The organism is Streptomyces sp. WMMC500 (genome assembly GCF_027497195.1).
Classification (GTDB): Bacteria; Actinomycetota; Actinomycetes; order Streptomycetales; family Streptomycetaceae; genus Streptomyces.
This window is the reverse complement of the sequence record NZ_CP114905.1, coordinates 5,819,296-5,843,071: the sequence shown is the minus strand read 5'-3', so window position 1 is coordinate 5,843,071 and position 23,776 is coordinate 5,819,296. Positions and strand designations below refer to the sequence as shown.

The following is a 23,776-nucleotide window of genomic DNA, read 5'->3' as shown; positions in this document are numbered from 1 at the left end:
GCGTTGTCACAGCAGGCGCATACCCTTGGGCGGGCGTGCGGGGGTCTCTGGGGGCCGCCCGGGGGAGCCGCCGGGGGGCCGCCCGAACTCGCGCCGCGTCACCCGCCGTTGAGCAGGGCCTCCCCCAGGTCCGTACGCCGGTGCATCACGCACGGCCCGCGCCGCTCGGAGCGCACGAGCCCGGCCTCGCGCAGGACGGCGGCGTGCCGGCTGGCGCTGGCGGGCGCGACGTACAGGGCGTCGGCGATCCGCCCGGTCGACATGGGCCGGTCGAGGAGTTCCAGCACGCGGGCGCGGGTGAGGCCGATGAGGCGTACGAGGGAGTCGGGGCCCCGACCGGGGTCGGAGTCCGGGAGCCAGCCGGGGGCGGGGGTGAGCGGGTGGACGAGCACGGGCGGCAGGTCGGGGTCGGCGAGAGCGACGGGCCTGCGGGTGCAGAAGAACGAGGGGATCAGCGTCAACGGCCGCCCCTCGAGCGCGAACCCCCGGTCCACCGGGTACGCGCACTCCAGCCGGTCCCCGCGCCAGGCCACCTCCGGCGCGAAACTGGCCAACAGCCCCTCCGCCCCCTCCCCCAGCGCTGCGTCAGCCCGTACGGGTCGGTCGGCGGCGGCAGCGGACCGGATCGCCTCCCGGTACGGCGCGACGGCCACCGCGTAGTACCGCCGCACGGCATCCCCGAGCCGCCGCATCGCGGCGGCGTCCCCGTCGGCCAACCGCCGCGCGCCGCGGGGCGGGCGGCCGTAGCCGCACAGCCGCCCGATCTCCTTGCGCAGCCGGCCCTTGGGGGTCGTCAACACCTGGTCCAACTCGGCGTCGAGCGTCCGACCCCCGGCACTGGCGGGGGTGAGAAAGTCCGGAAAGTACGCGGCCTCCGGGCAAAGCCGTTGTAACGACTCCAGGGTGCCGCCGAGCCCGGCGGCGCGCAGGTCGGCCCGTACTCGGCGGCGCCAGGGGTCGAGAGCGAGGGCGGCGTGGTCGGTCTGCAGCGCCTGGAGGCTGAGGACGACTTCCCACATGGGACTGACGTCGCCCGCCAGCCGCAGGCGGTTCAGATCGGCAGAAGTGAACTCGATGTGAAGCATGATTCCCCCGTGGATGAGACGAGTGGTGCGCGGTCTCAGTTGCAGGGCAACTTCCCGCTCACGCCGGGGAGTACGCCCACGGGGGCCGGACGGGCACCCGCCCGCCCCCCACATATCGTCGGCATATCGAAAACCGCATACGCGCCGACAACACCCCGCCGCCTTGGCTGACGGCATGGCCTCCAGCGAACCACCGCGGACAGCCGGCACGCGCCTGGCCGTCCAACCGATCAGCGCCGCCGAGCACTTGGCGTTCGTACGGGCGCAGCCGTCGGTCAGCTTTCTGCAGACTCCGGCGTGGGCCAGGGTCAAGACCGAGTGGCGCAGCGAGTCCCTGGGCTGGTTCGACGGCGGGCGCATGGTCGGTGCGGGGCTTGTTCTGCACCGGCCGGTGCCGCGGTTCGACCGTTTCACGCTCGCCTACCTGGCCGAGGGGCCGGTCATCGACTGGAGCGGCGAGATCGCCGCGTGGCTCGATCCGCTGGCGGCTTATCTCCGGGCGCACGGCGCGTTCGCGATCCGGCTCGGGCCGCCGGTGCGTACGCACACCTGGAGCGCCGACCAGGTCAAGGAGGGCCTCGCGGATCCGGGTGTCAGGCGGCTGACCGAGCTGGCCGGCGGGTGGACCGACCCGGTGGGTGCCCGGGTCACCGGGCAGCTCAGGGATGTCGGGTGGGTGCCGCAGCACGCGGTGGACGGCTTCGGGTCCGGGCATCCGCAGTTCAAGTTCGCGGTGCCGCTGGCCGGGAGGACCGCGGAAGACGTCCTGCGAGGCATGAACCAGCTCTGGCGCCGCAACATCAAGAAGGCGGAGAAGGCGGGGGTCGAGGTCACCGTGGGCGAGGACCTGAAGGCTTTTCACGACCTCTACGTCCACACCGCCGAGCGCGACCACTTCACTCCTCGGCCCCTGCCCTACTTCGAGACCATGTTCGCTGCTCTGCGCGCCGAGGACCCCGAGCGGATCACGCTCTATCTGGCCCGCCACCAGGGCGACCTGGTCGCCGCCACCCTCCTGGTCCGCGTCGGCACCCACGCGGTGTACGCCTACGGTGCCTCCGCGAGCGAGAAGCGCGAGGTGCGCGGCTCCAACGCCTGTCAGTGGGCGATGATCCGCGACTCCCTCGCGGCCGGCTGCGACGTCTACGACCTGCGCGGCATCACCGCCACCCTGGACCCCGACGACGCGCACGCCGGACTGATCCGGTTCAAGGCCGGCACCGGGGGTCAGGCGGTGCGGTACGTCGGGGAGTGGGATCTGCCGCTGCGGCCGGTGGTCTACCGGGCTTTCGACCTCTACATGAGGCGCCGCGGGCGCTGAGGCGCTGAGTACTGTTATTGCAGAATTCCGGTGAGCGCTTCGGGCCTGCTCATTTTCAGCGCATGACCGAGTGCCGTCCGCGTGGTGAGAATCCTTGAGCCGCCGCACTATGATTCGGCCTCGGGCTTCCGCAATCCTCGGAGAAGACGCATGAGTGATCTGAACATGGGCACCGGCAAAGTGGTCGTGAACAGGGCGATGTCGCTGGACGGGTTCATCGCCGGTCCCGGCCACGCCATGGACTGGATCTTCGAGTACCTGACCGCCGATGCGTTCCCGGAGGTGATGGCGGCCACGGGCGCCATGCTCGTCGGCAGGGGCACGTACGAGGTCGGCAAGCGTATGGCCGCCGGCCAGGACACCACCTACGACGGGGGAGCACAGTTCGTCCTCACTCACGAACCCCCCGAGGAGCCGGACCCCACCGTCACGTTCCTCACCTGCGACATCGAGGAAGCCGTCGCCACGGCACGCAGCGCCGCGGGCGGCAGGAACCTGGAGATCCTCGGTGCCGACGTGGCCGCCCAGTGCCTGCAGCGCGGACTCGTCGACGAGATCCTGGTGTACGTCCTGCCGGTGCTCCTCGGCGACGGTGTCCGCTTCTCGTCCCCGGGGCTCGACAGGATCGACCTGGAACCCTTCAGCAACATCCAGTCGGGCGCCGTCACGATGCTCCGCTTCCGCGTGCGGAAGTAGGCGCGGCTCTCCGGGGCCGCGAGAGATCACGGCGTTTCCCTGTGGGGCATGTCCCCAGTGAACGCGCCGCGGTGTATCGCCGGCGTATCGAAAACCTCATACGCCCCGGCAACACCCGGCCGCATTGACTGGAGGCATGACCCACAGCGAACCGCCCCGCATCACCATGTATGGGTGCGGCCCGGACGAGGCCGTCTTGTTCCGGGAACTGGCACCTCGATTCGGCGTCACGCCGGTCATCACCGACGCACCGGTATCCGAAGCCAACAGTAATCTCGCAGCCGGCAGCCGGTGCATCAGCGTCGGGCACAAGACCCGCGTCACGAACGCCGCTCTCCGTGCGCTCGGCCGGGCCGGCGTGGCGTATGTCTCCACGCGCAGCATCGGGTACAACCACATCGACGTGGAATATGCCGACACCATCGGCATCACGGTGGAGAACGTCTCCTACTCGCCGGACAGCGTGGCCGACTACACGCTGATGATGATGCTGATGGCGGTGCGCGACGCGAAATCCGTCATCCGTCGCGCGGACATGCACGACTACCGACTCGGTGAAGCGCGCGGGAAAGAGCTGCGGGACCTGACCGTCGGGGTCGTCGGAACTGGCCGTATCGGCGCCGCGGTCATCGACAGACTGCGGGGATTCGGCTGTCGCGTCCTTGCCCATGACCCCCGCCCCGGGACCGCCGCGGACTACGTTCCGCTCGATGAACTGCTGCGGCGCAGCGACATCGTCACGCTGCACACCCCGCTCACCGAGGACACGCACCATCTGCTGAATCAGCAGCGCATCGAGCAGATAAGGCAGGGCGCGTTCGTCGTCAACACGGGACGCGGTGCGCTCATCGACACCGAGGCCCTGGTCACCGCATTGGCCGACGGCAGGCTGGGCGGCGCGGCGCTCGACGTCCTCGAAGGCGAGGAAGGCATCTTCTACGCCGACTGCCGGCACAAGCGTATGGAGAACAAGCAGCTCCTGCGGCTGCAGGAGTTGCCCAACGTTTTCATCAGTCCGCACACCGCCTACTACACGGACCACGCGCTACGCGACACGCTCCACAACTCGATCGCCAACTGCCTGAAATTCGAAAGCGGGAACCGGTATGGATAGGCTGAAGCTCGGGATCATCTTCGGGGGCCGTTCCGAGGAACACCCCGTATCCGTCAAGTCCGCGCAGCAGATCGCCCGGCACCTCGACACCGAGAAGTACGAACCGGTCTATGTCGGCATCACGCGGGACGGAGCCTGGAAGCTGTGCGGCGGCCCCGCCGCGGACTGGGAGGACGACGCGGACTGCCGCCCGGCTCTGCTGTCGCCCGACAGCAGCGTCGGGGGGCTGCTCGTCCGGGAGCAGGGGCGCTACGAGACGATCCCGCTGGACGTCGTGCTGCCCGTGCTGCACGGCCGGCTGGGTGAGGACGGTGCGATGCAGGGGCTGCTGGAGCTCTCCGGCATCCCCTATGTGGGCTGCGATGTGCAGAGTTCCGCCGTGTGCATGGACAAGTCCCTCGCCTACACCGTCGCCCGCGGCGCGGGAATCGCCACACCGACCTTCTGGACCGTCAGCGCGGACGAGAAGATCGATCCCGGCCGGCTCACCTATCCGGTCTTCGTGAAGCCCGCCCGTTCCGGGTCGTCTTTCGGCGTCACCAAGGTGACCCGCGAGGAGGAACTGCAGAGCGCGGTGGAAACGGCACGGCAGTACGACGCGAAGGTGCTGGTCGAAGAGGCCGTCACCGGCAGCGAGGTCGGGTGCGCGATCCTGGGGAACGAAGTGGATCTGACGGCGGGCGAGGTGGACCGTATCGACCTCTCGCACGGGTTCTTCCGGATTCACCAGGAGGACGAGCCGGAGAAGGGTTCCGACAACTCGACCGCCATCGTGCCCGCCGACATCCCGGCGGAGTCGCGCCTGCTCGTCCGGGAGACGGCCATGACCGTCTACCGCACCCTGGGGTGCCGGGGTCTTGCGCGGGTGGACCTGTTCCTCAAGGAGGACGGCACGGTGGTGCTCAACGAGGTCAACACGTTCCCGGGCATGACGTCGTACAGCCGTTATCCGAGGATGATGGCCGCCGCCGGGGTGACGCTCGGCGACGTGATCGACCGGACGGTGTCGCTCGCGCTGACGGGGAAGAGCCGGTGAAGGACGACTTCTTCTACGTGGACGAGCTGGTCCGCGGAATACGCTGGGACGCCAAGTACGCCACCTGGGACAACTTCACCGGCAAGCCGGTGGACGGCTACATCGCCAACCGGATCGCCGGCACGAGGGAGCTGTGCACCGCCCTGGAGCGCGCGCGGAAGAAGGCCGAATCCCTCGGCTACGGCCTGCTGCTCTGGGACGGCTACCGCCCCCAGCGCGCCGTCGACTGCTTTCTGCGCTGGGCCGAACAGCCCGAGGACGGCCTGACGAAGTCGCGGCACTATCCGAACATCACCAGAGCCGAGATGTTCGACCTCGGCTACGTGGCCGCCAGGTCGGGTCACAGCCGGGGCAGCACCGTCGACCTGACGCTCTTCGATCTGGTCACCGGCGGGCTCGCTCCCATGGGCGGTGACCACGACCTGATGGACACCCTCTCGCATCACGGAGCACCGGGGATCACGCCGGCGGAGACGCGGAACCGTCTGCGCCTCCGGTCCGTCATGGAGTCGTGCGGCTTCAGCGCGTACGAGTGCGAGTGGTGGCATTACTCACTCACCGACGAGCCTTACCCGGACACCTACTTCGACTTCCCCGTCCTCTGACGAGCGCTGCCGCCCCCACGCCCGAGCCCCTGGACAAGGCGCTCTCCGTGACACTCCGTCACAGTGACCACCCGCACCGCGGCCACGTACGGTAGGCCAGGTACGCGGCTGTGAGCTGGCCAAACACCCGCCCCATCGGGTCAGATTCAGGGCATGGCCGCACCCTCCACGCCTTCCCCGCCCGTCACCGTACGTGTGTTCTCCCAGCGATTCAGCTCCACCCCGCTGGGCGCCCGCCTGGCCCGGCATCTGACGCTCGTCAAGCTCAACGCCTGGGGCGTCCCGTACACCGCCACCGCCTGCGACGCAGCCGTCATCGTCGCCGAACTGGCCGCGAACGCCGTGACCCACGGCCGCGTGCCCGGACGGGACTTCGAGCTGCGGCTCTCCCTCCTGCACCGGTGCGTGCGGATCGAGGTGTCCGACGTACGGGGCGAGCGCCGGCCGCCCGCGCCCGGGTGCCTGGGCGTGCCGGCGGCGGACGACGACTCCGGGCGCGGGCTGCTGCTCGTGGACGAACTGGCCGACCGGTGGGCGGTGCTGAACCGCGTGCCGATCGGCAAGACGGTCCGCGCGGAACTGGACCTGGACGGGGGCGCGTCGGCGGCAGGCCCGCGCGCCTGGTCCGTACGCCCCGCCTCGACGACCGCGGCGAACCGGTGAACCGTCGAGATCCACGACGAACTCCCCGGTACCCGGCGCGATTCGCGTAGGAGCCGCCGGGGCGAGGACCGTTTCGGGGATGGGTCCCGGTGGGGCGGTGTTACAGATACTCCGACGGGCGGCAGGTCGGAGTGGTGATGGGGATCAGTCTCTGGAACTGGGCGTCCTGGAGGGTGAGGAGATCTCGTCGCCTCCGCCCGAGGACGCCACCTTCGACGGGGTCACGCTGGAGGAGGTCAGGGGCCTGGAAGAGCAGGAGTTCTACCTGATCACGACGGCCTCCTCGATCGAACTCTGGGAACGGCGCAAACGCACATTCTTCGACATCGCCTGGTTCGACAAGAAGTCGGTCCACGTCGAATACCAGCCCGCGACGGGTGGACGTGAAGCCGCGATGCGGCTGGAGTTTCCCGAGGGGACCGCGCTGTTACTCACCTGTCATGAGGTGTGACCGAGCCTCCGCGGCCCGAGGCGGGCCGGTGCCGTCGTCGTCCGCGCGGGCGGCGATGAGGGGCCCCAGGAGGCGGGTGCCGGGGCCGGCCCGGCCGCCGGGGCCGGGGAGTTGCGTCGTGTCGGCCGGCGTGAGGGGTTCGCGGCAGACGGCGCAGGTCGTGACGGGCGTGGTGACGTGCCCGCAGGTGTTGTGGCGGATCCTGGCGGGCGGGCCCGCGGGGTCCGCGTACCACTTGTCGCCCCAGGCCATGAGCGCCAACAGGACCGGGTACAGCTCCCGGCCCTTCTCCGTGGCCACGTACTCGTCGCGGGGCGGGCTGGCGCGGTAGCGCTCTCGGGTCAGCACGCCCTCCTCGGTCAGGCGGGCCAGCCGCGCGGCGAGGACCTTGCGGGACAGGCCGAGGTCTTCGGCCAGTTCGTCGAAGCGGCGGATGCCGACGAGGACGTCGCGCATGATCAGGGCGGTCCAGGCGTCGCCGAACAGGTCGGTCGCGCGGGCAATCGAGCACGCGACGCCGGAGAGGGGAGTACGGGTCACACCCGGATCGTACCCGCGCATGGTTCCCTGAGGGAACCTAAAGCTGCTAGGTTTACTCAGGGAACCCTTGATGCCACACCGTCGACGCTGGAGGCCGCCCGCCATGACCCCCGCCCCGCGCATCGCACTCGACTCGGCCGGGTCGCCCTCGGTTGTCGACGGCCGCCATATCCGGGCCGTGACCTTCCAGTCCGTCCGGCTCGCATACGTGCGGTACGTACTCGGGGAGCTGGGCCGCGCCGAGTCCGGCGGCGCGGCGGCAGGCGGCCGGGCGCTCGTCGTCGGCAGCGGGCGCGGCCTGCCCGCCCGCGGGCTCGCCCGGCTCGGCTTCGAGGTCGTCGCCGCCGACCCCTCCCCCGCCGCGACGGCGCTGGCGAGGGAGGCGGACGACGGACTGGGCCTCACGTACCTGACGGCGCCCGCCGAGGAACTCGGCCTGCCCGCCGGCTCCTTCGACCTCGTGTACTGCGCCGACACCCTGGAGATCACCGAGCGGCCGGACGCGGTCCTCGCGGAGGCGGCGCGTGTACTGCGCCGTCCCGGCGGGGTCTTCGTCTACGACACGGTGAACCGCACGCCCGTGTCCCGCCTCATCTACCTGGGCGCCTTCCAGGCGTTCCCGGGCACACGCATCATGCCGCGCGGCCGCTACGCCGCACGCCGGCTGCGCCGCCCCGCCGAACTCGCCGAGGCCCTCGACCGGGCGGGGCTGTCGCCGAAGGACGTCGCGGCCTTCAAGCCGCGCGACGTGCGGAGCCTGGTGCGCGCGACGCGCGGGCGCAGGCGGGGCACGCTGACGGACGAGCAGTTGCCTGAGCTGGTGGACATGGTGCTGGACCGGGAGGGCAGCCCGCTGGTGACGTACCTGGGGTACGCGCTCCGGCGGGCGTGAGCCGGGCGGGAGTTTGCCGGAACGGCAAGAAATCTCGCGGCAGGCGGGGCAGCCTCCGACACTGGCGGGGATGGCAGACCGCTGACCGCCGACCACGCGATCGCCGACCGCTGATCGCCGGGAGAGGAGCCGCTCATGGCCGCCGCCGCGTCCCGCCGCAGGGACACCCCGCCGCCACGTACCGGGGGCACCGAGGCCGAGACGCTGCGCGGGTTCCTCGACTACCTCAGGACGTCGATCGCCGCGAAGGTCGAGGGTGCCCCGGACCCGCAGGTGCGCACGGCGGGAGTGCCGTCGGGTACGAACCTGCTGGGCCTGCTGCACCACCTCACGCACGTGGAGGGGGCGATGTTCCTCGGGGAGAAGGTGACCGACTGGCAGGCGACGTTCCACGCCCCGACGGAGGCCACCGTGGCGGAGGTCGTCGCCCGCTACCGCGAGGCGGTCGACGGCGCGAACCGGGTCCTGGACGGGTGCGCGGACCTGGGCGAGCAGGTCCCGGGGCGGGGCGGGAAGGCGCCGAGCGTGCGGTGGGCGCTGACGCACATGATCGAGGAGACGGGCCGCCACGCGGGCCACGCGGACATCCTCCGCGAACAGATCGACGGCGCGACGGGCCGCTGACGGGCGGCCCGACCCCGGTCGCGCCCCGCGGCCTCACCGGAGCGTGTGGCGGACCCAGACGTTCGGTTCGACGTACACCGCCCAGTTCCGGTCCGGCTCGCAGCGGACCGGGGTGAGGGACCCGTCTTGCGTACGGGCTCAGACCGCGGTGACATCGATGACGTTGATGATCAGGTACCGATTCGACACCACATATGTGATCACGCCGCCCGTGAAGAACGCCGACCAACTGCTGTCGCGGTTGCTTTGAGCACCGAATCCGTAGGGGTTGCCGGCCAGCCTTTTCTCCAGCACCTCTAACGAGGACTTCTGCCGGGGCGACAGGCAGTCCTTGGCCGCTCGCGCGCGCTCCGCATAGCGGATCGTGTAGGTCGCCATCAGCGCCGGTCCCGGTCTGGCCGGCGCTCGTTGGCGGCGCTCCACGCCAGCCCTTCGTCGTCGTAGAAGACGAGGTCGCTGTCGTCCCCGTCGTCGACGCGGCGCACCATGTCCTCGACCTCGTCCAGGTGTCCGGGGACGGCGCAGGCGATCGCGGCCGGATGCCACTTGTCCAGCACGGTCTCCAGCGCCTCCGCGCTGAAATCGGCGGCGGCGGCCATCCACTCCTGCTGAAAGGACTCCAGCCACTCCGGCTTGCGTTCCAGGGCGTGGAGTATGGCCTCGGGCGTCCTCGGACAGACGGTCTCGGTAGCGCTCATCTCCATCCCTCCAAGTCTGCCGTGGCGACCGGTGCGACCATCCGCTCACGCATCTACGGCTTCGGGAAATGTAGCGGAGTCAGACCCGCCACACGGGGCGTACGACATTCGTCGGCCCACACCGGGGTGACCTCAGCGCAGGGTGTGGCGGACCCAGACGTTCGGTTCGACGTACACGGCCCAGTTCCGGTCCGGCTCGCAGCGGACCGGGGCGAGGGCGCCCGGGACGTCGGTCCAGCCCTGGGTGTCGAAAGGGAGGCCCGTCCACGTGCGCCACTCGGCGAGTGTGGCGCCGATGACCATCGACGCCGGGGCCACCGGGTCGGGGGTGGCCAGGGTGCCGCCGGCGCGGACGTGGACGCGGAGCCAGGGGTCGTACGGGAGGCCGTCCGCACGGGTACGGGCGGCGTACTCGGGCATCGGGGTGTGCGGCTCGCGGTGCTTGGCGCTGGGGCGTACGGGGGCGACGACCTCGGTGAAGCCGCGGTCCGCGGCGGCGGACCGCATCGCGCCGAGCATGACGGCGGACAGCCCGCGGCCCTGCTGTCCCGCGTCGACGGCGATCTCGATCGCGCTGACGGTGTCCGGCTCGACGCCGTAGCGCCGGTCGTGGAACGCCCAGACGAGGACCTGGTCCCAGCCGCGGCCCGGCAGCGCGCCGTCGCGCCCCGCGCCGCGCAGCGCGAACGGCACGGCGAACGCGCGGGCGACCACCGCGCCGGAGTCGTCGGTGGCGACGTGCACGTGCTCCGGAAAGACCTCGGCGATGCGCTCGTGCAGGGCGTTGGCGACGTGGTCGTGGGTCATGAACTCCGGCCAGGAGTCGGCCATGTCCCAGAGCCGGGCCCGGAGTTCCGGGCGTTCGGCGAGGCTGGTGACGCGGATCGGCTCCATGCGGCGGAGTGTAGCGAGGCGGGTGGCCCGTGGCGGCGGGCCGCGGAGCACGGGCTCGCGGGGCGCGTACGCGTACGGGCCCTCCGTCCGCTCGCCTCGGCGCGGCGCCGCGATGAGTCCCGCGTGCCGGGATGGTCTGTCCTCACGAGCCGCAACGAAGAGGAGCGTCATGATCATCATCGCCGGGACCCTGCGCGTCGAGCCCGCCGACCGCGACGGCTATCTGGCCGGGTGCGCGGACGTCGTCGCGCAGGCACGGAGAGCCGCCGGGTGCCTGGACTTCGCGCTGTCCGCCGACCTCGTCGAGCCGGACCGGATCAACGTGTACGAGCGGTGGGAGACCGACGAGGACCTCCTCCGCTTCCGCGGCACCGGCCCGGACGACGACCAGTCCGCCCGGATCCTCGACGCCGAGGTACGCAAGTACCGCATCTCCGGCGTCGAGGCCCCGTAGCAGGCCGCGCGCCCCCGCCCTACCGGCTACGAGTCCAGGACCGTTGTCAGCAGCTCCCCCACCCACGCCAGCAGTTCCCGGCCCTTCAGCGGCTGGGCGCCCATCTGCTTCGGCTTCGGGCGGTCCACCAGGATCTGGTTCAGCGCCGGCTTGACCACCGCGCCCGGGTACAGCCGCTTCAGCCGCAGTTCCTGCGACTCCCGCAGCGACACCGGGCTGAAGCGGATGCGGGTGCCCTGCAGCGTGATGTCCGCGACGCCGCAGGAGCGGGCCAGCATCCGCAGGCCCGCGACCAGCAGGAGGTTCTCGACCGGCTCCGGGAGCGGGCCGTAGCGGTCGGTCAGCTCCTCGCGGACCGCGCGGATGTCGTCCTCCGTCGTGACCGAGGCGATGGCGCGGTACGCGGAGAGGCGCAGCCGTTCGCCCGGGGCGTAGTCGTGCGGGACGTGGGCGTCGACCGGCAGCTCGATCTTGACCTCCGGCGGCGGCGCCTCCGCTGCCTTTCCGTCGGCACCCCCCATCGTCGCGCGGTAGTCCGCGACGGCCTCGCCGACCATCCGGACGTACAGGTCGAAGCCGACGCCCGCGATGTGGCCCGACTGCTCGCCGCCCAGCAGGTTGCCCGCGCCGCGGATCTCCAGGTCCTTCATCGCCACGTACATGCCGGCGCCCATCTCCGTGTGCTGCGCGATGGTGGCGAGCCGTTCGTGCGCGGTCTCCGTCAGCGGCTTCTCCGGCGGGTACAGGAAGTACGCGTAGCCCCGCTCGCGGCCCCGGCCGACGCGCCCGCGCAACTGGTGCAACTGCGAGAGGCCGAAGGTGTCGCCGCGTTCGACGATGAGGGTGTTGGCGTTGGAGATGTCGATGCCGTTCTCGACGATCGTCGTGGAGACCAGCACGTCGAACTTCTTCTCCCAGAAGTCGACCACCACCTGCTCCAGCGCCGACTCCGACATCTGCCCGTGCGCCGTGGCGACCCGCGCCTCCGGCACGGCCTGCCGCAGCCGGGAGGCGGCGCGGTCGATGGACTCCACCCGGTTGTGGATGTAGAAGACCTGGCCCTCGCGCAGCAGTTCGCGGCGGACGGCGGCGCCGATCTGCTTCTCCTCGTACGCGCCGACGAAGGTCAGCACCGGGTGCCGCTCCTCCGGCGGGGTGGTGATCGTCGACATCTCGCGGATGCCGGTGACGGCCATCTCCAGCGTGCGCGGGATGGGGGTGGCGGACATCGTCAGCACGTCGACGTTGGCGCGCAGCTTCTTCAACTGCTCCTTGTGCTCCACCCCGAAGCGCTGCTCCTCGTCGACGATGACCAGACCCAGGTCCTTGAACCGGATGTCGGACGAGAACAGCCGGTGCGTGCCGATGACGACGTCCACCGAGCCCTCGAGCAGCCCGTCGATCACCGCCCTGGCCTCGGTGTCCGTCTGGAACCGGGACAGCGCCCGCACGACCACGGGGAACTGCGCGTACCGCTCGGAGAACGTGCCCATGTGCTGCTGCACCAGCAGCGTCGTCGGTACGAGGACGGCGACCTGCTTGCCGTCCTGCACCGCCTTGAACGCCGCCCGCACCGCGATCTCCGTCTTGCCGTACCCGACGTCGCCGCAGACGAGGCGGTCCATGGGCACCGGCTTTTCCATGTCCTCCTTCACCTCGGTGATGGTGGACAACTGATCCGGCGTCTCCACGTACGGGAAGGCGTCCTCCAGCTCGCGCTGCCAGGGCGTGTCCCCCGCGAAGGCGTGGCCGGGGGCGGCCATGCGCGCCGAGTACAGCTTGATGAGGTCGGCGGCGATCTCCTTGACGGCCTTCTTCGCCCGGGACTTGGTCTTGGCCCAGTCGGAGCCGCCCAGCCGGTGCAGCGTCGGGGCCTCGCCGCCGACGTACTTGGTGACCTGGTCGAGCTGGTCGGTGGGGATGTACAGCCGGTCGCCGGGCTGGCCGCGCTTGGCCGGGGCGTACTCCACCAGCAGGTACTCGCGGGTGGCGCCCTGCACCGTCCGCTGCACCATCTCCAGGTAGCGGCCGACGCCGTGCTGCTCGTGCACGATGTAGTCGCCGGCCTGGAGCGTCAGCGGGTCGATCTGCTTGCGCCGCCGCGCGGGCATGCGGGCGCCCTCGCGGCCGGCGGCCTTCTGCCCGGACAGGTCGGTCTCGGTGAGCACCGCGAGCTTCAGGTCCGGGGCGACGAAGCCGTGGTCCAGCTCGCCGCACGAGACGTGCACGACGGACGGCGCGAGCGCGTCCGGGCCCAGGTCCGCGTCGAGGCGGGCGGCGATGCCCTCGCCGCCGAGGACCTCGGTGGTGCGCTGCGCGGGGCCGTGGCCCTCGGTGAGGTACACCACGCGCCAGCCGTCGGCGAGCCAGCCCTTGGTGTCGGCGAGCGCGCGGGCGGTGTCCCCGCGGTAGACCTCCGGGGCGTGCAGGCCCAGCTCCAGGGATGGGGCCTCCCCGGGCCCCCAGGGCCCAGGGGACTCCTCCTCCAGCTCCGCGTCCACGGAGAAGGGGCTGACCGACCACCACATCATGCCCAGCTCGCGCGCGTGCTCACGGACGTCGGCGATGCCCCACAGCGACGCCCGGCCCAGCAGCTCCAGGTCGATCGGCGCCTCCCCGCCGCCCGCGGACGCGGCCCACGACGCCTGGAGGAACTCCTGCGACGTGGCGACCAGGTCCGCGGCGCGGGTCCGCACCCGCTCGGGGTCGCAGGACACCGCCATGCTGCCGGACGGCAGCACGTCGAGCAGCAGCTCCATGTCGTCGACGAGGACCGGCGCCAGGGACTCCATGCCCTCCACCGCGATCCCCTCGGCGATCTTGCCGAGCATCTCGCCGAGCTGCGGGTGCCGTACGGCGAGGTCGGCGGCCCGGGCCCGGACGGAGGGGGTCAGCAGCAGCTCGCGGCAGGGCGGCGCCCACAGGCCGTGCTCGGCGACCTCCAGCGAGCGCTGGTCGGCCACCTTGAAGTAGCGGATCTCCTCGATGTCGTCGCCCCAGAACTCCACCCGCAGCGGATGCTCCTCGGTGGGCGGGAACACGTCGAGGATGCCGCCGCGCACCGCGAACTCGCCGCGCTTCTCCACCAGCTCCACCCGGCTGTACGCGGCGGCCCCCAGCGCCTGCACCGTCTCTTCGAGGTCGGCGGACCGCCCGCTGCGCAGCGCCACGGGCTTGAGGTCGCCGAGCCCCTTGACCTGCGGCTGGAGCACCGAGCGCACGGGCGCGACGACGACGGAGACCGGGCCGGTGGCCGCGTCGTCCGGGTCCGGGTGCGCCAGCCGGCGGAGCACGGCGAGGCGGCGGCCGACGGTGTCGGAGCGGGGCGAAAGACGCTCGTGCGGCAGGGTCTCCCACGCCGGGTACTCCACCACGGCGTCCTCGCGGCCCGGCGGCATCAGGGAGCGCAGGGCGGCGGCCAGGTCCTCGGCCTCGCGGCCGGTGGCGGTGACCGCGAGCACCGGGCGCCGGGTACGGGCGGCGAGCGCCGCGAGCGCGAAGGGGCGGGCGGCGGGCGGGCCGACGAGGTCGACGTGCGGCCGTCCGCCGCCTTCCGCGGCCGTCACCGCCTCGGCGAGTGCGGGGTCGCGGACGACGGCGTCGAGCAGGCCGTGCAGGCTCATGGGGACATCCGCTCCGGGTGACTGGTGCTGGGTGGCTGGTCGCTTGGTGGCTTGGTGGCACCGGGTGGTGGGGCTGCGGCTCGCGCCGTGGGCAACGCGAACAGCCCGAGGCGGCGAGCGCCCCGGGGGTCTCCAGCGTACGACGCCTCACCGACACCCCGCGCCCCCCGCCGCCGGACGGCCCCACCCGCCGCGCACGGTCACCGACCGCCACGTACGGTCACCACCCGCGTACGCCCCCCACTCCGGCGCGCGGCCACGTCCCCGCGCCGCCAGCACGCGCGCTGCCCGGCGCGCACCCGCCCCGCGCCGCGGGCCAGCCCCGTCCCCGTACCCCGGCACCCGCACCCGCACCCGCAGCCGCGCCCCGCCCGCCGCGCCCCCGGTCCGAACCCGCAGGTGCCGCCCCCGAACCCCGACCCGCGGCCCGTACCGCCCCCGCACTCCCCTAAGGGCCCGCCCCGGCACGAAAGCCGGGGACGGCTCCTCCGTCCGGCCGACGGGACCGGCAGCCGCGCTTTCTAGCCTGGTCAGGCGGGTCGTCGGCGGGGCACCGGGGGTCGGCGGGGGGCCCGTCCCCCGTACGGGGGTGGGGATATCCCCACACCGGATACGGCGCCAGGCACCAGGGATTTCCGGGCCGCCGCTCCCGAGACTCATAAGCACGACGGACAGGTTCCAGACGGACAGGTTCCGCAGACGAAGGAGACACGACAGTGACTACGGCTGTAGCGGCGCGCACGGCCGTCGCCGCACGAGCGCGACAGGTGACCAAGGCGTACGGCTCGGGGGAAACGCGGGTCCTCGCTCTCGACAACGTCGATGTGGACATCGCCCGGGGCCAGTTCACCGCCATCATGGGGCCCTCGGGCTCCGGCAAGTCGACCCTCATGCACTGCCTCGCCGGCCTCGACACGGTCACGGCGGGCCGCATCTGGATCGACGAGACCGAGATCACCGGGCTGAAGGACAAGAAGCTGACCCAACTGCGGCGCGACCGCGTGGGCTTCATCTTCCAGGCGTTCAACCTCCTGCCCACCCTCAACGCCCTGGAGAACATCACGCTGCCCATGGACATCGCCGGCCGCAAGCCCGACCGCGAGTGGCTGCGGCGCGTGGTGGAGACCGTGGGCCTGGGCGACCGGCTCAAGCACCGCCCGAGCCAGCTCTCCGGCGGCCAGCAGCAGCGCGTCGCCGTGGCGCGGGCGCTCGCCTCCCGGCCGGAGATCATCTTCGGCGACGAGCCGACCGGCAACCTCGACTCCCGCTCCGGCGCCGAGGTCCTCGGCTTCCTGCGCCGCTCCGTGGACGAGCTGGGCCAGACCATCGTGATGGTCACCCACGACCCGGTCGCCGCCGGCTACGCCGACCGCGTCCTCTACCTCGCCGACGGCCGCATCGTCGACGAGATGTGGAACCCCACCTCCGAGCAGGTCCTCGACCGCATGCGCCTCTTCACCGGGGGCAACCCCCGGACCACCGCCTTCGACGCACAGCAGGGCTCGGTGGCCTGAGATGACCGTCGTCAAGACATCGATGCGGAACTTCTTCTCCCACAAGGGACGCATGGCGCTCTCCGCGGTCGCCGTCGTCCTGTCGGTGGCGTTCGTGTGCGGCACGCTCGTCTTCTCCGACACCATGACCACCACCTTCGACCGGCTCTTCAAGGCCACCGCCGCCGACGTCCGCGTCAGCCCCAAGGCCGCCGACAACGACGACGAGTGGGGACGCAAGCCGCAGCCGACGCTGCCGGCCGCGGACCTGGCGCGGGCCGAGAAGGTCGACGGGGTCAAGGCCGCCGACGGCGAGGTCACCAACGACGCCATCACCGTCGCGGACGCCGACAACGACAACCTCGGCTCCACCACCGGCGCCCCCACCATCGGCACCAACTGGGACCCGCAGGAGCAGAAGTCCGTCGAGATCACCTCGGGCCACGAGCCGCGCGGCCCCACCGAGGTCGTCATCGACGCCGACGCCGCCGACAAGCACGGCGTCGAGATCGGCGACAGGATCCGTACGATCGCCGACCCCGGCTCGTTCACCTCCGAGGTCGTCGGCATCGCCACCTTCAAGATCACCAACCCGGGCGCGACGATCGTCTACTTCGACACCGCGACCGCGCAGGAGAAGCTCCTCGGCAAGCCGGACGTCTACTCCTCGATCAACCTCACCGCCGCCCCCGGCGTCTCCCACGAGGAGCTGAAGGCCGGCGTGCAGAAGGCCGCGGCCGACTTCACCGACCCCCTCAAGGTGCAGACGAAGGACGAGGTGGTCGAGGAGGGCAAGGACGACCTCGGCGGCTTCATGGACGTGATGAAGTACGCCATGCTCGGCTTCGCCGGCATCGCCGTCCTCGTCGGCATCTTCCTCATCGTCAACACCTTCTCCATGCTCGTCGCCCAGCGCACCCGCGAGCTGGGGCTGCTCCGCGCCATCGGCGCCGGCCGCCGCCAGGTCAACCGCTCCGTACTCGTCGAGGCGCTGCTCCTCGGCGTCATCGGCTCGGTCCTCGGCGTCGGCGCGGGCATCGGCATCGCCGTGGGGCTGATGAAGCTCATGGGCGCGGTCGGCATGGAGCTGAGCACCGCCGACCTGACGATCAGCGCCACCACACCGGTCGTGGGCATCGTCCTCGGCGTCGTCGTCACCGTGCTCGCGGCGTGGCTGCCGGCCCGCCGGGCGGGCAAGGTCTCGCCGATGGCCGCGCTGCGCGACGCCGGCACGCCGGGCGACCGCAAGGCCGGTGTCGTACGGACCGTGCTGGGCCTGGTGCTCACCGCCGCCGGCGGCGGGCTGCTCTTCCAGACCACCCGCGTCGACGAGGCCGCCGACGGCGCGATGTTCCTCGCGGGCGGCGTGCTGCTGTCCCTGCTCGGGTTCATCGTCTTCGCACCCGTGCTGGCCGGGCTGCTCGTACGGGCCCTCGCGGCCGGCGTCCTGCGGATCTTCGGCCCGGTGGGCCGCATGGCCGAGCGCAACGCGCTGCGCAACCCGCGCCGCACCGGGGCGACCGCCTCGGCGCTGATGATCGGGCTCGCGCTCGTCGCCTGCCTGTCGGTCGTCGGGTCCTCCATGGTCGCCTCGGCGACGGAGGAGCTGGACAAGTCGGTGGGCGCGGACTTCATCATCCAGTCCGACATGGGCCAGCCGATCGTGCCGGAGGCGGCGAAGGTCCTCGACGACGCCCCGCACATGCAGCACGTCACCCACTACAAGGCGCTCGACGCGGACCTGACGCTGCCGGACGGCAAGACGGTCGAGGAGTACAGCCTGACCGCCGCCTCCAAGACGTACGCGCAGGACCTCAGGTCCGAGACCGTGCGCGGCGAACTGACCGACGCCTACAAGAAGGACAGCATGTCCGTGGGCGAGGACTTCGCGAAGGACCACGGGCTGAAGCTCGGCGACACCCTCGCCGTCGACTTCGAGGACGGCGGCAAGGCGGAGCTGACGCTGCGCGCGATCACCTCGTCGGACACCACGCTGGACTCGGGCGCGGCGTATCTGAGCCTGGGCACGGCGCGGGACTACATCAAGCCCGGCGACCTGCCGCGCAACGACATCATGTTCGGCAAGGCGAAGGACGGCCAGGAGGAGGCCGCGTACGCGGCGCTGAAGAAGGCGATGGACCCGTACCCGCAATACCAGGTCCGGGACCAGACCGACTTCAAGCAGACGCTCAAGGACCAGGTGGGCCAGATGCTCAACCTCGTCAACGGGCTGCTGGCGCTGGCGATCATCGTGGCCGTCCTCGGCGTCGTCAACACCCTGGCTCTGTCGGTGATCGAGCGGACCCGGGAGATCGGGCTGGTGCGCGCGATCGGACTGTCGCGCCGGCAACTGCGCCGGATGATCCGGCTGGAGTCGGTGGTGATCGCCCTGTTCGGCGCGGTGCTCGGGCTCGGGCTCGGCATGGCGTGGGGCACCGCGGCGCAGCAACTGCTGGCGCTGGAGGGCCTGAAGGTGCTCGACATCCCCTGGCCGACGATCGGGGTGGTGTTCGCGGGCTCGGCGGTCGTCGGGCTGTTCGCGGCGCTGGTGCCGGCGTTCCGGGCGGGCCGGATGAACGTGCTGAACGCCATCGCGACCGAGTAGCGGCGGTACGCGGTGGAGGGGCCCGGCGAGCTTGGTGGGCGTCGCCGGGCCCCGTGCCCGTTCCGGTACGGGGGTAGCCGGGCCGGGCGGCAGGAGGGGAGCCGCCGGGGGCGGTTCCCGTACGGGCCGGCGGCCCCGCGGGGGCGGGGCCGCCGGCCCTCTTTGGTTGCCTGTGCCGTGCGGGGGGCTACGAGGTCCAGACGATCGGCTGGTCCGCGTAGTCGTCCTCCTCGTACGAGGCGTCCGCGACGGTGGCACCCGGCCCGGCACCCTGCAGCCGCTTCGTCTCGTACGCGGCACCCGCCTCGGCGAACTCGTCGGGCGCCACGCCCTCCGCGCAGCCCTCGACGTCCGCGCCGAAGACCGTGGCCCCGGTGTCACCGCCGTCCGCGGTGACACCGGTCAGGTCCGGCGGGCAGGGGCCGCCGAGGTCGCTGCCGTCGGCGTTCTCGATCGTGAACTCGACGCAGAACCCGACGCCCCGGGAGTACCGGCACACAGACCCGGCGCCTTCTGCCGACGGCTGTCCCCAAACCTGTCCGCGGCTGCCGCCGTCGGCTTCGCCGTCGCGCTATGCGCCGTAGCCGCCGTCGATCCTCAGTACTGCGCCGGTGACGTAGGAAGCCTGCGGGCCGGCGAGGAAGACGACGCCCGCGGCGATCTCCTCCGGCCTGCCGTACCGTCCGATCGCCGTGGTCGGGAGGAACACGGCCGCGGCCGGGCCGTCGGCGGGGTTTCCTTCGGTGTCGACGAACCCTGGCTGGATGACGTTGACCGTGATGCCCCGGTGCGCCAGATCGCGGGCTGCGCCCCGGCTGAAGCCCTCGAGGGCCGACTTCGTTGCCGCGTAGTACGCCATCCCGGGGAAACCCGCCCGCGTTCCCACACCCGAGCTGATGTTGACGATCCGCCCGCCATCGGGCAGCAGCGGGAAGGCCGCCCGGATCGCGGCCTCCACACTGGTGTAGTTGACGGCGAGCTGCCGATCGAGGGCGGCCTGGTCGACCTGCTCGCTGTCGACGAGGCCCCCACCGCCCGTGGCCGCGTTGTTGACCAGGATGTCCAGCCTTCCGAACTGCTCGACCACGCTGTGGATCAGGCCCGCGGCCTGTTCGGCATCGGCCTGGTCGGCCTGGAAGGCCGCCGCGCGCACCCCCTTTGCCTCCAGGCCGGCGACCACGGCCTGGGCCCGGTCCGCCGAGGACGAGTAGCTGATGGCGACGTCGGCTCCCTCGTCGGCCAGTGCCAGCGCGGACGCCGCCCCTATCCCCCGCGATCCGCCGGTGACGATCGCCACCTTGCCGTCCAGCTTTCCCATGTGCTTCCTACTTCCTCGGTGCGGCGTGTGCCGTGCGACGGAATTCTTGACCGTTCGGTCCACCATAAGAATAGTGGACCGTGCGGTCAAGAATCCGTATCCTGGTGCGCATGGCACGTCCGCGAGCGTTCGACGAGAAGCAAGTGCTGAACGCCGTCCGGGAGCAGTTCTGGGACGCCGGGTACGCCGCGACCTCGCTGGAAGACCTGATGCGGGTCAGCCGGCTGGGCAAAGGCAGCCTCTATGCGGCGTTCGGCGACAAGCGTCAGCTCTTCCTCCGGGTGCTGCACGGCTACACCGAGGACCTCCTCGGCCAGCTTCGGAGAGCCCTCGCCGAGGCTCCACGGGCCGTGGACGCTCTACGCATGCTCCTGGAGGCACCGATCGACGACCCGGCCGGCGCCGGCACGCGGCGTGGCTGCCTGATGGCCAACAGCACCTGCGAACTCGGCAACGCCGATCCGGCAGTCCTCGACCACGCCCACCGCACCTACGAGGCGTCCACCGCGCTGATCGGCGACTGCGTCGCCCGCGCCCAGCGCGAGGGCGACCTGCCGGCCGGAGCGGATCCGACCGCACTGGCGCGGGCCCTCCTGGCCGCGCAGCAAGGGCTCGTGTTCATGAGCCGGACCGGGCTGGACACGGCCACACTCACCGCGACCGCACGATCGCTCGCGGCTCAGCTCCTGCCGGACCACTCCGGCGACTGAACCCGCAGGCGATCCGAAGGTCGCTCACCCCAGGATCAGAGAGACCCGCTCTAGTCGTCCGCGTGCGGGGACGGGCCCGGGACCGTGCCCGTGGCCGTGTCGGAGTCGGGGGCGCGGCCCGTCATCGCCGTGAGCGTGGCGCGTACGAGCTCCATGTGCGCCGACAGCTCCTCGCGGCGGACCTCCGCCTCGCGCAGCGCGCGCCGCGTGTCGCGCTCGATCTGCTCCGCCCGCCCCACCGCCTCCGCCACCAGCTCCGCGCCCTGCGCCTCCGCCTCGTCGCGGCAGCGGCGCGCGTACGCCTCGGCCTCGGCGTGGGCCGCCTCCTGCTCGGCGAGGTGCGACTCCGCGCTGCGGGTACGGGTGGCGAGCTCGGCGTCGGCGGCCTCCTGGCTCTCCCGTACCTCCTCGTCCAACCGCCGTACCGCCGCCTGGTGTTCGCGACGCGCGTCGTCGAGCATCGCCGCCGTCCGGCGCTTCATCTCCGCCAGCGCCGCCGCCGCCTCGCCCGCGGTGTCCTCGACGGCCGCCTGCGCGGAGGTCAGCAGGTCGGCGGCCTCCTGCTCGGCCGCGCCGAGCACGCTGCGCAGCCGGGCCTCGGCCTCCTCGCGCAGCGCCCGGGCCGCGCGGCGGGTGTCGGCGGTGGTCTCCTCGACGTACTGCCGCGTCTCCGCCTCCGCGCGCTGCAGTTGTTCCGCGGCGCTGCCGCGGAGTTCGGCGGCCTGGTCCTGGGCGAGGTACAGGATCTCCTGCGCGCGCACCCCCAGCTCCGCGTAGGTCTGCTCCTTGACCTCCGCCAGCTCGCCGGTGAGCCGGTCGAGCTCCTCGCTCAGCTCGCGCTCCAGGACGGTGAGGCGGGCGGCCCGCTCCCAGGCGGAGTCGCGCTCCTCGCCGACGCGGGTCACCGCGGCGTCCACTTGGTCGGGGCGGTAGCCGCGACCACCGCGTACGGTGTCGAAGCCCCCAGCCGACGTCTTCACGGCGCCCATGTGATCGAGCTCCTCTCGTCCCCGGTCGCTGTCGGCGCTCATCCTTCAGGAGATGCGCGAACCGGTCATAATCTGACACCCACTCCTTTCAGGTGGTCATCGGTCGAAGAACATATGAAACGGCCCCACCGGCCCGCGCCCGTCCCCGACTGCTGCCCGGGGGGTTGGGAACTGCTGCTGGTTGACAGCGTCTGAGCGCGTTCTGTGCAGGGTGAGCGTCGACGACCGTGCGATGGGCCGTGGAAGAACGGGGGTTCCTACCTCGAATGCGTGACCTTTCCGGGAGGTGGTCGTTGGGTGTGGTGAGGGATCTTCGAGCCGTGCGGGGTGGGGGATGGGTGGGCTGCGCAAGATGGCGACGCCGTTCGTGGTGCCCGGCCCGTCTGGGGTGGCGATCCGCGACAGCCCCAAGGGCCTGACGGGGCGGGACGAGACGGTCCTGCGCCTGGTCGGGGACCTGCTCGGCTCTCTGGCCTCCCGCGACCTGAAGGTTCGCTGCACGGCCGGGTTCGAGCACGACAGTGACCGGTGGACGCAGCGCAAGCGTGCCCTGACCGAGCAGTCGTCCTCGCGTTGGGCGGGCAGCATCACCAAAGCCACGCATGACCAGTGGGCACTGGCCCGGCGCGGCCAACTCGCCCATGTCCAGTCCCTTCAGGCCGGCGTCGACACGATCACGAACCGGCTGTCGCTGCCGGTCGGGGCGACGGGCTCGAAGGGGCAGCCGGGTGGTTACCGCTCGAAGCAGGAGTGGTTTGCCAAGTCCCGGCGCCTGTCGTCTGCTCGAAGACCGGCTGGGACGGGAACGGGCCGACCGTGACGCGGGACGCGTGCGGGTGGTGCGCGGCGGCAAGAAGCTGCTGCGCACCCGGCACCACCTCGAAGCTGCCCGGTTGACCGAGGCCGAGTGGCGTGTGCGGTGGGACGCCGAACGCTGGTTCCTTCAGGCCGACGGAGAGTCCGGCAAGCGCTACGGCAACGAGACCATCCGCGTCAGCCCGGGCGGCGTGGTGAGCATCAAACTCCCGGCACCGCTGGCCGGGTGGGCGAACGCACCCCACGGCCGGTACGTGCTCGCCTGCCGGGTGGGCTTCCGCCACCGGGGCGAGCAGTGGGCTGACCGCATCACCACCCACCGTGCCGTGGCCTACCGCATCCACTACGACGTGAGCCACGGCCGCTGGTACCTGACCGCCTCCTGGCAGATCCCACCGGTCAGGACCGTTCCTGTGGAGGCAGCCCAGGCGAGCGGGCTGGTCGGCGTGGACATGAACGCCGACCACCTCGCGGCCTGGCGCCTGGACACCCACGGCAATCCCGTCGGCGAACCGCGCAGGTTCGCCTACGATCTGAGCGGCAGTGCACCGCACCGGGACGCGCAGATGCGGCATGCCCTCATCCGCCTGCTGCACCTCGCCCAGCGCCACAACCTGGCCATCGCGATCGAGGACCTGGACTTCGCCACAGAGAAGACCAGAGAGAAACACGGGCGGCGCAAACGGTTGCGCCGGCTGATCTCCGGGATGCCCACGGCTAAGCTGCGTAACCGGCTGGTGTCCATGGCCGCCGAACTCAGCATCACCCTCGTCGCCGTCGATCCCGCCTACACCAGCCGCTGGGGCGCCCAGAACTGGCAGAAACCCCTGACCACCAAGACTCGCACGACCACCCGCCACGACGCTGCCGCCGTGGCGATCGGAAGACGCGCCCTGGGATGTTCGATCCGGCGACGGACGGCACCGCCCCCACCGCACCGGAGTGATGCGGTGGGGCATCGGACCGTCCAGGCCGCGTCAGGTGTCCCGGGGAGCGAGGAAACCCGCCCCCGCATCCCCGGACCACGGACACGATCCGTGCACGCCGGACGCGGAGCGAAAGCGGGCAACCAGCGTGCCCACAACCGTTCGGGGCACGCGGCTGAGCACGAGTCCCGGCACCAGGACTCACTTCCACTCAGCCTCTAGG

Annotated in this window: 22 protein-coding genes and 2 pseudogenes; 14 read left to right on the top strand and 10 right to left on the bottom strand. The window is 71.6% G+C overall.

What is annotated here, in order from left to right; all coding sequences use genetic code 11:
* Positions 1-98 precede the first annotated feature (98 nt).
* Positions 99-1,085: a winged helix-turn-helix domain-containing protein gene (locus tag O7599_RS25220; protein WP_281617894.1), complete on the bottom strand. Its 987-nt coding sequence runs from the start codon at positions 1,083-1,085 to the stop codon at positions 99-101.
* A 175-nt stretch (positions 1,086-1,260) separates the two neighbouring features.
* On the opposite strand from O7599_RS25220, the gene O7599_RS25215 reads away from it, so the two are divergent.
* The 7 genes from O7599_RS25215 (at position 1,261) to O7599_RS25185 (ending at position 6,971) form a co-directional block, all read left to right on the top strand.
* Complete coding sequence (locus tag O7599_RS25215) at positions 1,261-2,406, top strand: peptidoglycan bridge formation glycyltransferase FemA/FemB family protein (protein WP_281617893.1); 1,146 nt, start codon at positions 1,261-1,263, stop codon at positions 2,404-2,406.
* A gap of 150 nt (positions 2,407-2,556) precedes the next feature.
* Complete coding sequence (locus tag O7599_RS25210; RefSeq protein ID WP_281617892.1) at positions 2,557-3,102, top strand: dihydrofolate reductase family protein; 546 nt, start codon at positions 2,557-2,559, stop codon at positions 3,100-3,102.
* 136 nt (positions 3,103-3,238) lie between these two features.
* Positions 3,239-4,216 (top strand): D-isomer specific 2-hydroxyacid dehydrogenase family protein, encoded by a 978-nt coding sequence (locus O7599_RS25205; RefSeq protein WP_281617891.1) that lies wholly within the window; start codon positions 3,239-3,241, stop codon positions 4,214-4,216.
* Positions 4,209-5,252, top strand: coding sequence for a D-alanine--(R)-lactate ligase (vanA, locus tag O7599_RS25200; protein WP_281617890.1), 1,044 nt, complete (start codon positions 4,209-4,211; stop codon positions 5,250-5,252). Before O7599_RS25205 ends, vanA begins: the two co-directional genes overlap by 8 nt.
* Positions 5,249-5,857 carry a D-Ala-D-Ala dipeptidase VanX gene (gene vanX / locus O7599_RS25195; protein WP_281617889.1) on the top strand — a complete coding sequence of 203 codons (609 nt, stop codon included), beginning with the start codon at positions 5,249-5,251 and terminating at the stop codon, positions 5,855-5,857. Before vanA ends, vanX begins: the two co-directional genes overlap by 4 nt.
* Before the next feature lie 153 nt (positions 5,858-6,010).
* A complete protein-coding gene (locus O7599_RS25190; RefSeq protein WP_281617888.1) occupies positions 6,011-6,520 on the top strand; it encodes an ATP-binding protein in 510 nt (169 codons plus the stop codon).
* 97 nt (positions 6,521-6,617) lie between these two features.
* Entirely contained in the window at positions 6,618-6,971 is a 354-nt protein-coding gene (locus O7599_RS25185) for a hypothetical protein (RefSeq protein WP_281617887.1), read from the top strand.
* Here O7599_RS25185 and O7599_RS25180 read toward each other — a convergent pair.
* Positions 6,948-7,511 (bottom strand): helix-turn-helix domain-containing protein, encoded by a 564-nt coding sequence (locus O7599_RS25180; protein WP_281617886.1) that lies wholly within the window; start codon positions 7,509-7,511, stop codon positions 6,948-6,950. The genes O7599_RS25185 and O7599_RS25180 overlap by 24 nt on opposite strands.
* Before the next feature lie 103 nt (positions 7,512-7,614).
* On the opposite strand from O7599_RS25180, the gene O7599_RS25175 reads away from it, so the two are divergent.
* Complete coding sequence (locus O7599_RS25175; protein ID WP_281617885.1) at positions 7,615-8,403, top strand: methyltransferase domain-containing protein; 789 nt, start codon at positions 7,615-7,617, stop codon at positions 8,401-8,403.
* Between the two features lie 135 nt (positions 8,404-8,538).
* Positions 8,539-9,027 carry a DinB family protein gene (locus tag O7599_RS25170; RefSeq protein WP_281617884.1) on the top strand — a complete coding sequence of 163 codons (489 nt, stop codon included), beginning with the start codon at positions 8,539-8,541 and terminating at the stop codon, positions 9,025-9,027.
* 33 nt (positions 9,028-9,060) lie between these two features.
* On the opposite strand, the pseudogene O7599_RS25165 reads toward O7599_RS25170, so the two are convergent.
* The 4 genes and pseudogenes from O7599_RS25165 to O7599_RS25150 all read right to left on the bottom strand — a co-directional run.
* Positions 9,061-9,150: pseudogene (locus O7599_RS25165) on the bottom strand (N-acetyltransferase); the annotation flags it as partial.
* A gap of 15 nt (positions 9,151-9,165) precedes the next feature.
* Positions 9,166-9,405: a hypothetical protein gene (locus O7599_RS25160; RefSeq protein WP_281617883.1), complete on the bottom strand. Its 240-nt coding sequence runs from the start codon at positions 9,403-9,405 to the stop codon at positions 9,166-9,168.
* A complete protein-coding gene (locus O7599_RS25155; RefSeq protein ID WP_281617882.1) occupies positions 9,405-9,725 on the bottom strand; it encodes a DUF6247 family protein in 321 nt (106 codons plus the stop codon). Before O7599_RS25155 ends, O7599_RS25160 begins: the two co-directional genes overlap by 1 nt.
* Positions 9,726-9,857: 132 nt before the next feature.
* The gene (locus O7599_RS25150) at positions 9,858-10,619 is read right to left on the bottom strand and encodes an N-acetyltransferase (protein WP_281617881.1); all 762 of its coding nucleotides are present in this window, start codon (positions 10,617-10,619) and stop codon (positions 9,858-9,860) included.
* A gap of 169 nt (positions 10,620-10,788) precedes the next feature.
* Between O7599_RS25150 and O7599_RS25145 the strand changes: the two genes are divergently transcribed.
* A complete protein-coding gene (locus tag O7599_RS25145; RefSeq protein ID WP_281617880.1) occupies positions 10,789-11,073 on the top strand; it encodes an antibiotic biosynthesis monooxygenase family protein in 285 nt (94 codons plus the stop codon).
* Between the two features lie 26 nt (positions 11,074-11,099).
* Here O7599_RS25145 and mfd read toward each other — a convergent pair whose 3' ends face one another.
* Positions 11,100-14,696 carry a transcription-repair coupling factor gene (mfd, locus tag O7599_RS25140; protein ID WP_281617879.1) on the bottom strand — a complete coding sequence of 1,199 codons (3,597 nt, stop codon included), beginning with the start codon at positions 14,694-14,696 and terminating at the stop codon, positions 11,100-11,102.
* Positions 14,697-15,412: 716 nt separating this feature from the next.
* Here mfd and O7599_RS25135 point away from each other — a divergent pair.
* On the top strand, positions 15,413-16,210 hold the full coding sequence (locus O7599_RS25135; protein ID WP_281617878.1) for an ABC transporter ATP-binding protein: 798 nt from the start codon (positions 15,413-15,415) through the stop codon (positions 16,208-16,210).
* A gap of 1 nt (position 16,211) precedes the next feature.
* The gene (locus O7599_RS25130; protein ID WP_281617877.1) at positions 16,212-18,794 is read left to right on the top strand and encodes an FtsX-like permease family protein; all 2,583 of its coding nucleotides are present in this window, start codon (positions 16,212-16,214) and stop codon (positions 18,792-18,794) included.
* Positions 18,795-18,981: 187 nt separating this feature from the next.
* Here the strand turns inward: O7599_RS25130 and O7599_RS25125 are convergent, their stop codons facing one another.
* Together O7599_RS25125 and O7599_RS25120 are read right to left on the bottom strand one after the other, a co-directional pair.
* Complete coding sequence (locus tag O7599_RS25125; RefSeq protein ID WP_281617876.1) at positions 18,982-19,293, bottom strand: hypothetical protein; 312 nt, start codon at positions 19,291-19,293, stop codon at positions 18,982-18,984.
* Positions 19,294-19,365: 72 nt separating this feature from the next.
* Positions 19,366-20,112 (bottom strand): SDR family oxidoreductase, encoded by a 747-nt coding sequence (locus O7599_RS25120; protein WP_281617875.1) that lies wholly within the window; start codon positions 20,110-20,112, stop codon positions 19,366-19,368.
* A gap of 110 nt (positions 20,113-20,222) precedes the next feature.
* Here O7599_RS25120 and O7599_RS25115 point away from each other — a divergent pair, with 110 nt between their 5' ends.
* Positions 20,223-20,822 carry a TetR/AcrR family transcriptional regulator gene (locus O7599_RS25115; protein ID WP_281617874.1) on the top strand — a complete coding sequence of 200 codons (600 nt, stop codon included), beginning with the start codon at positions 20,223-20,225 and terminating at the stop codon, positions 20,820-20,822.
* Between the two features lie 50 nt (positions 20,823-20,872).
* Here the strand turns inward: O7599_RS25115 and O7599_RS25110 are convergent, their stop codons facing one another.
* Positions 20,873-21,811 (bottom strand): hypothetical protein, encoded by a 939-nt coding sequence (locus O7599_RS25110; protein ID WP_281617873.1) that lies wholly within the window; start codon positions 21,809-21,811, stop codon positions 20,873-20,875.
* Positions 21,812-22,145: 334 nt separating this feature from the next.
* Between O7599_RS25110 and O7599_RS25105 the strand changes: the two are divergent.
* A pseudogene (locus O7599_RS25105) lies at positions 22,146-23,775 on the top strand (IS200/IS605 family accessory protein TnpB-related protein).
* Position 23,776 lies beyond the last annotated feature (1 nt).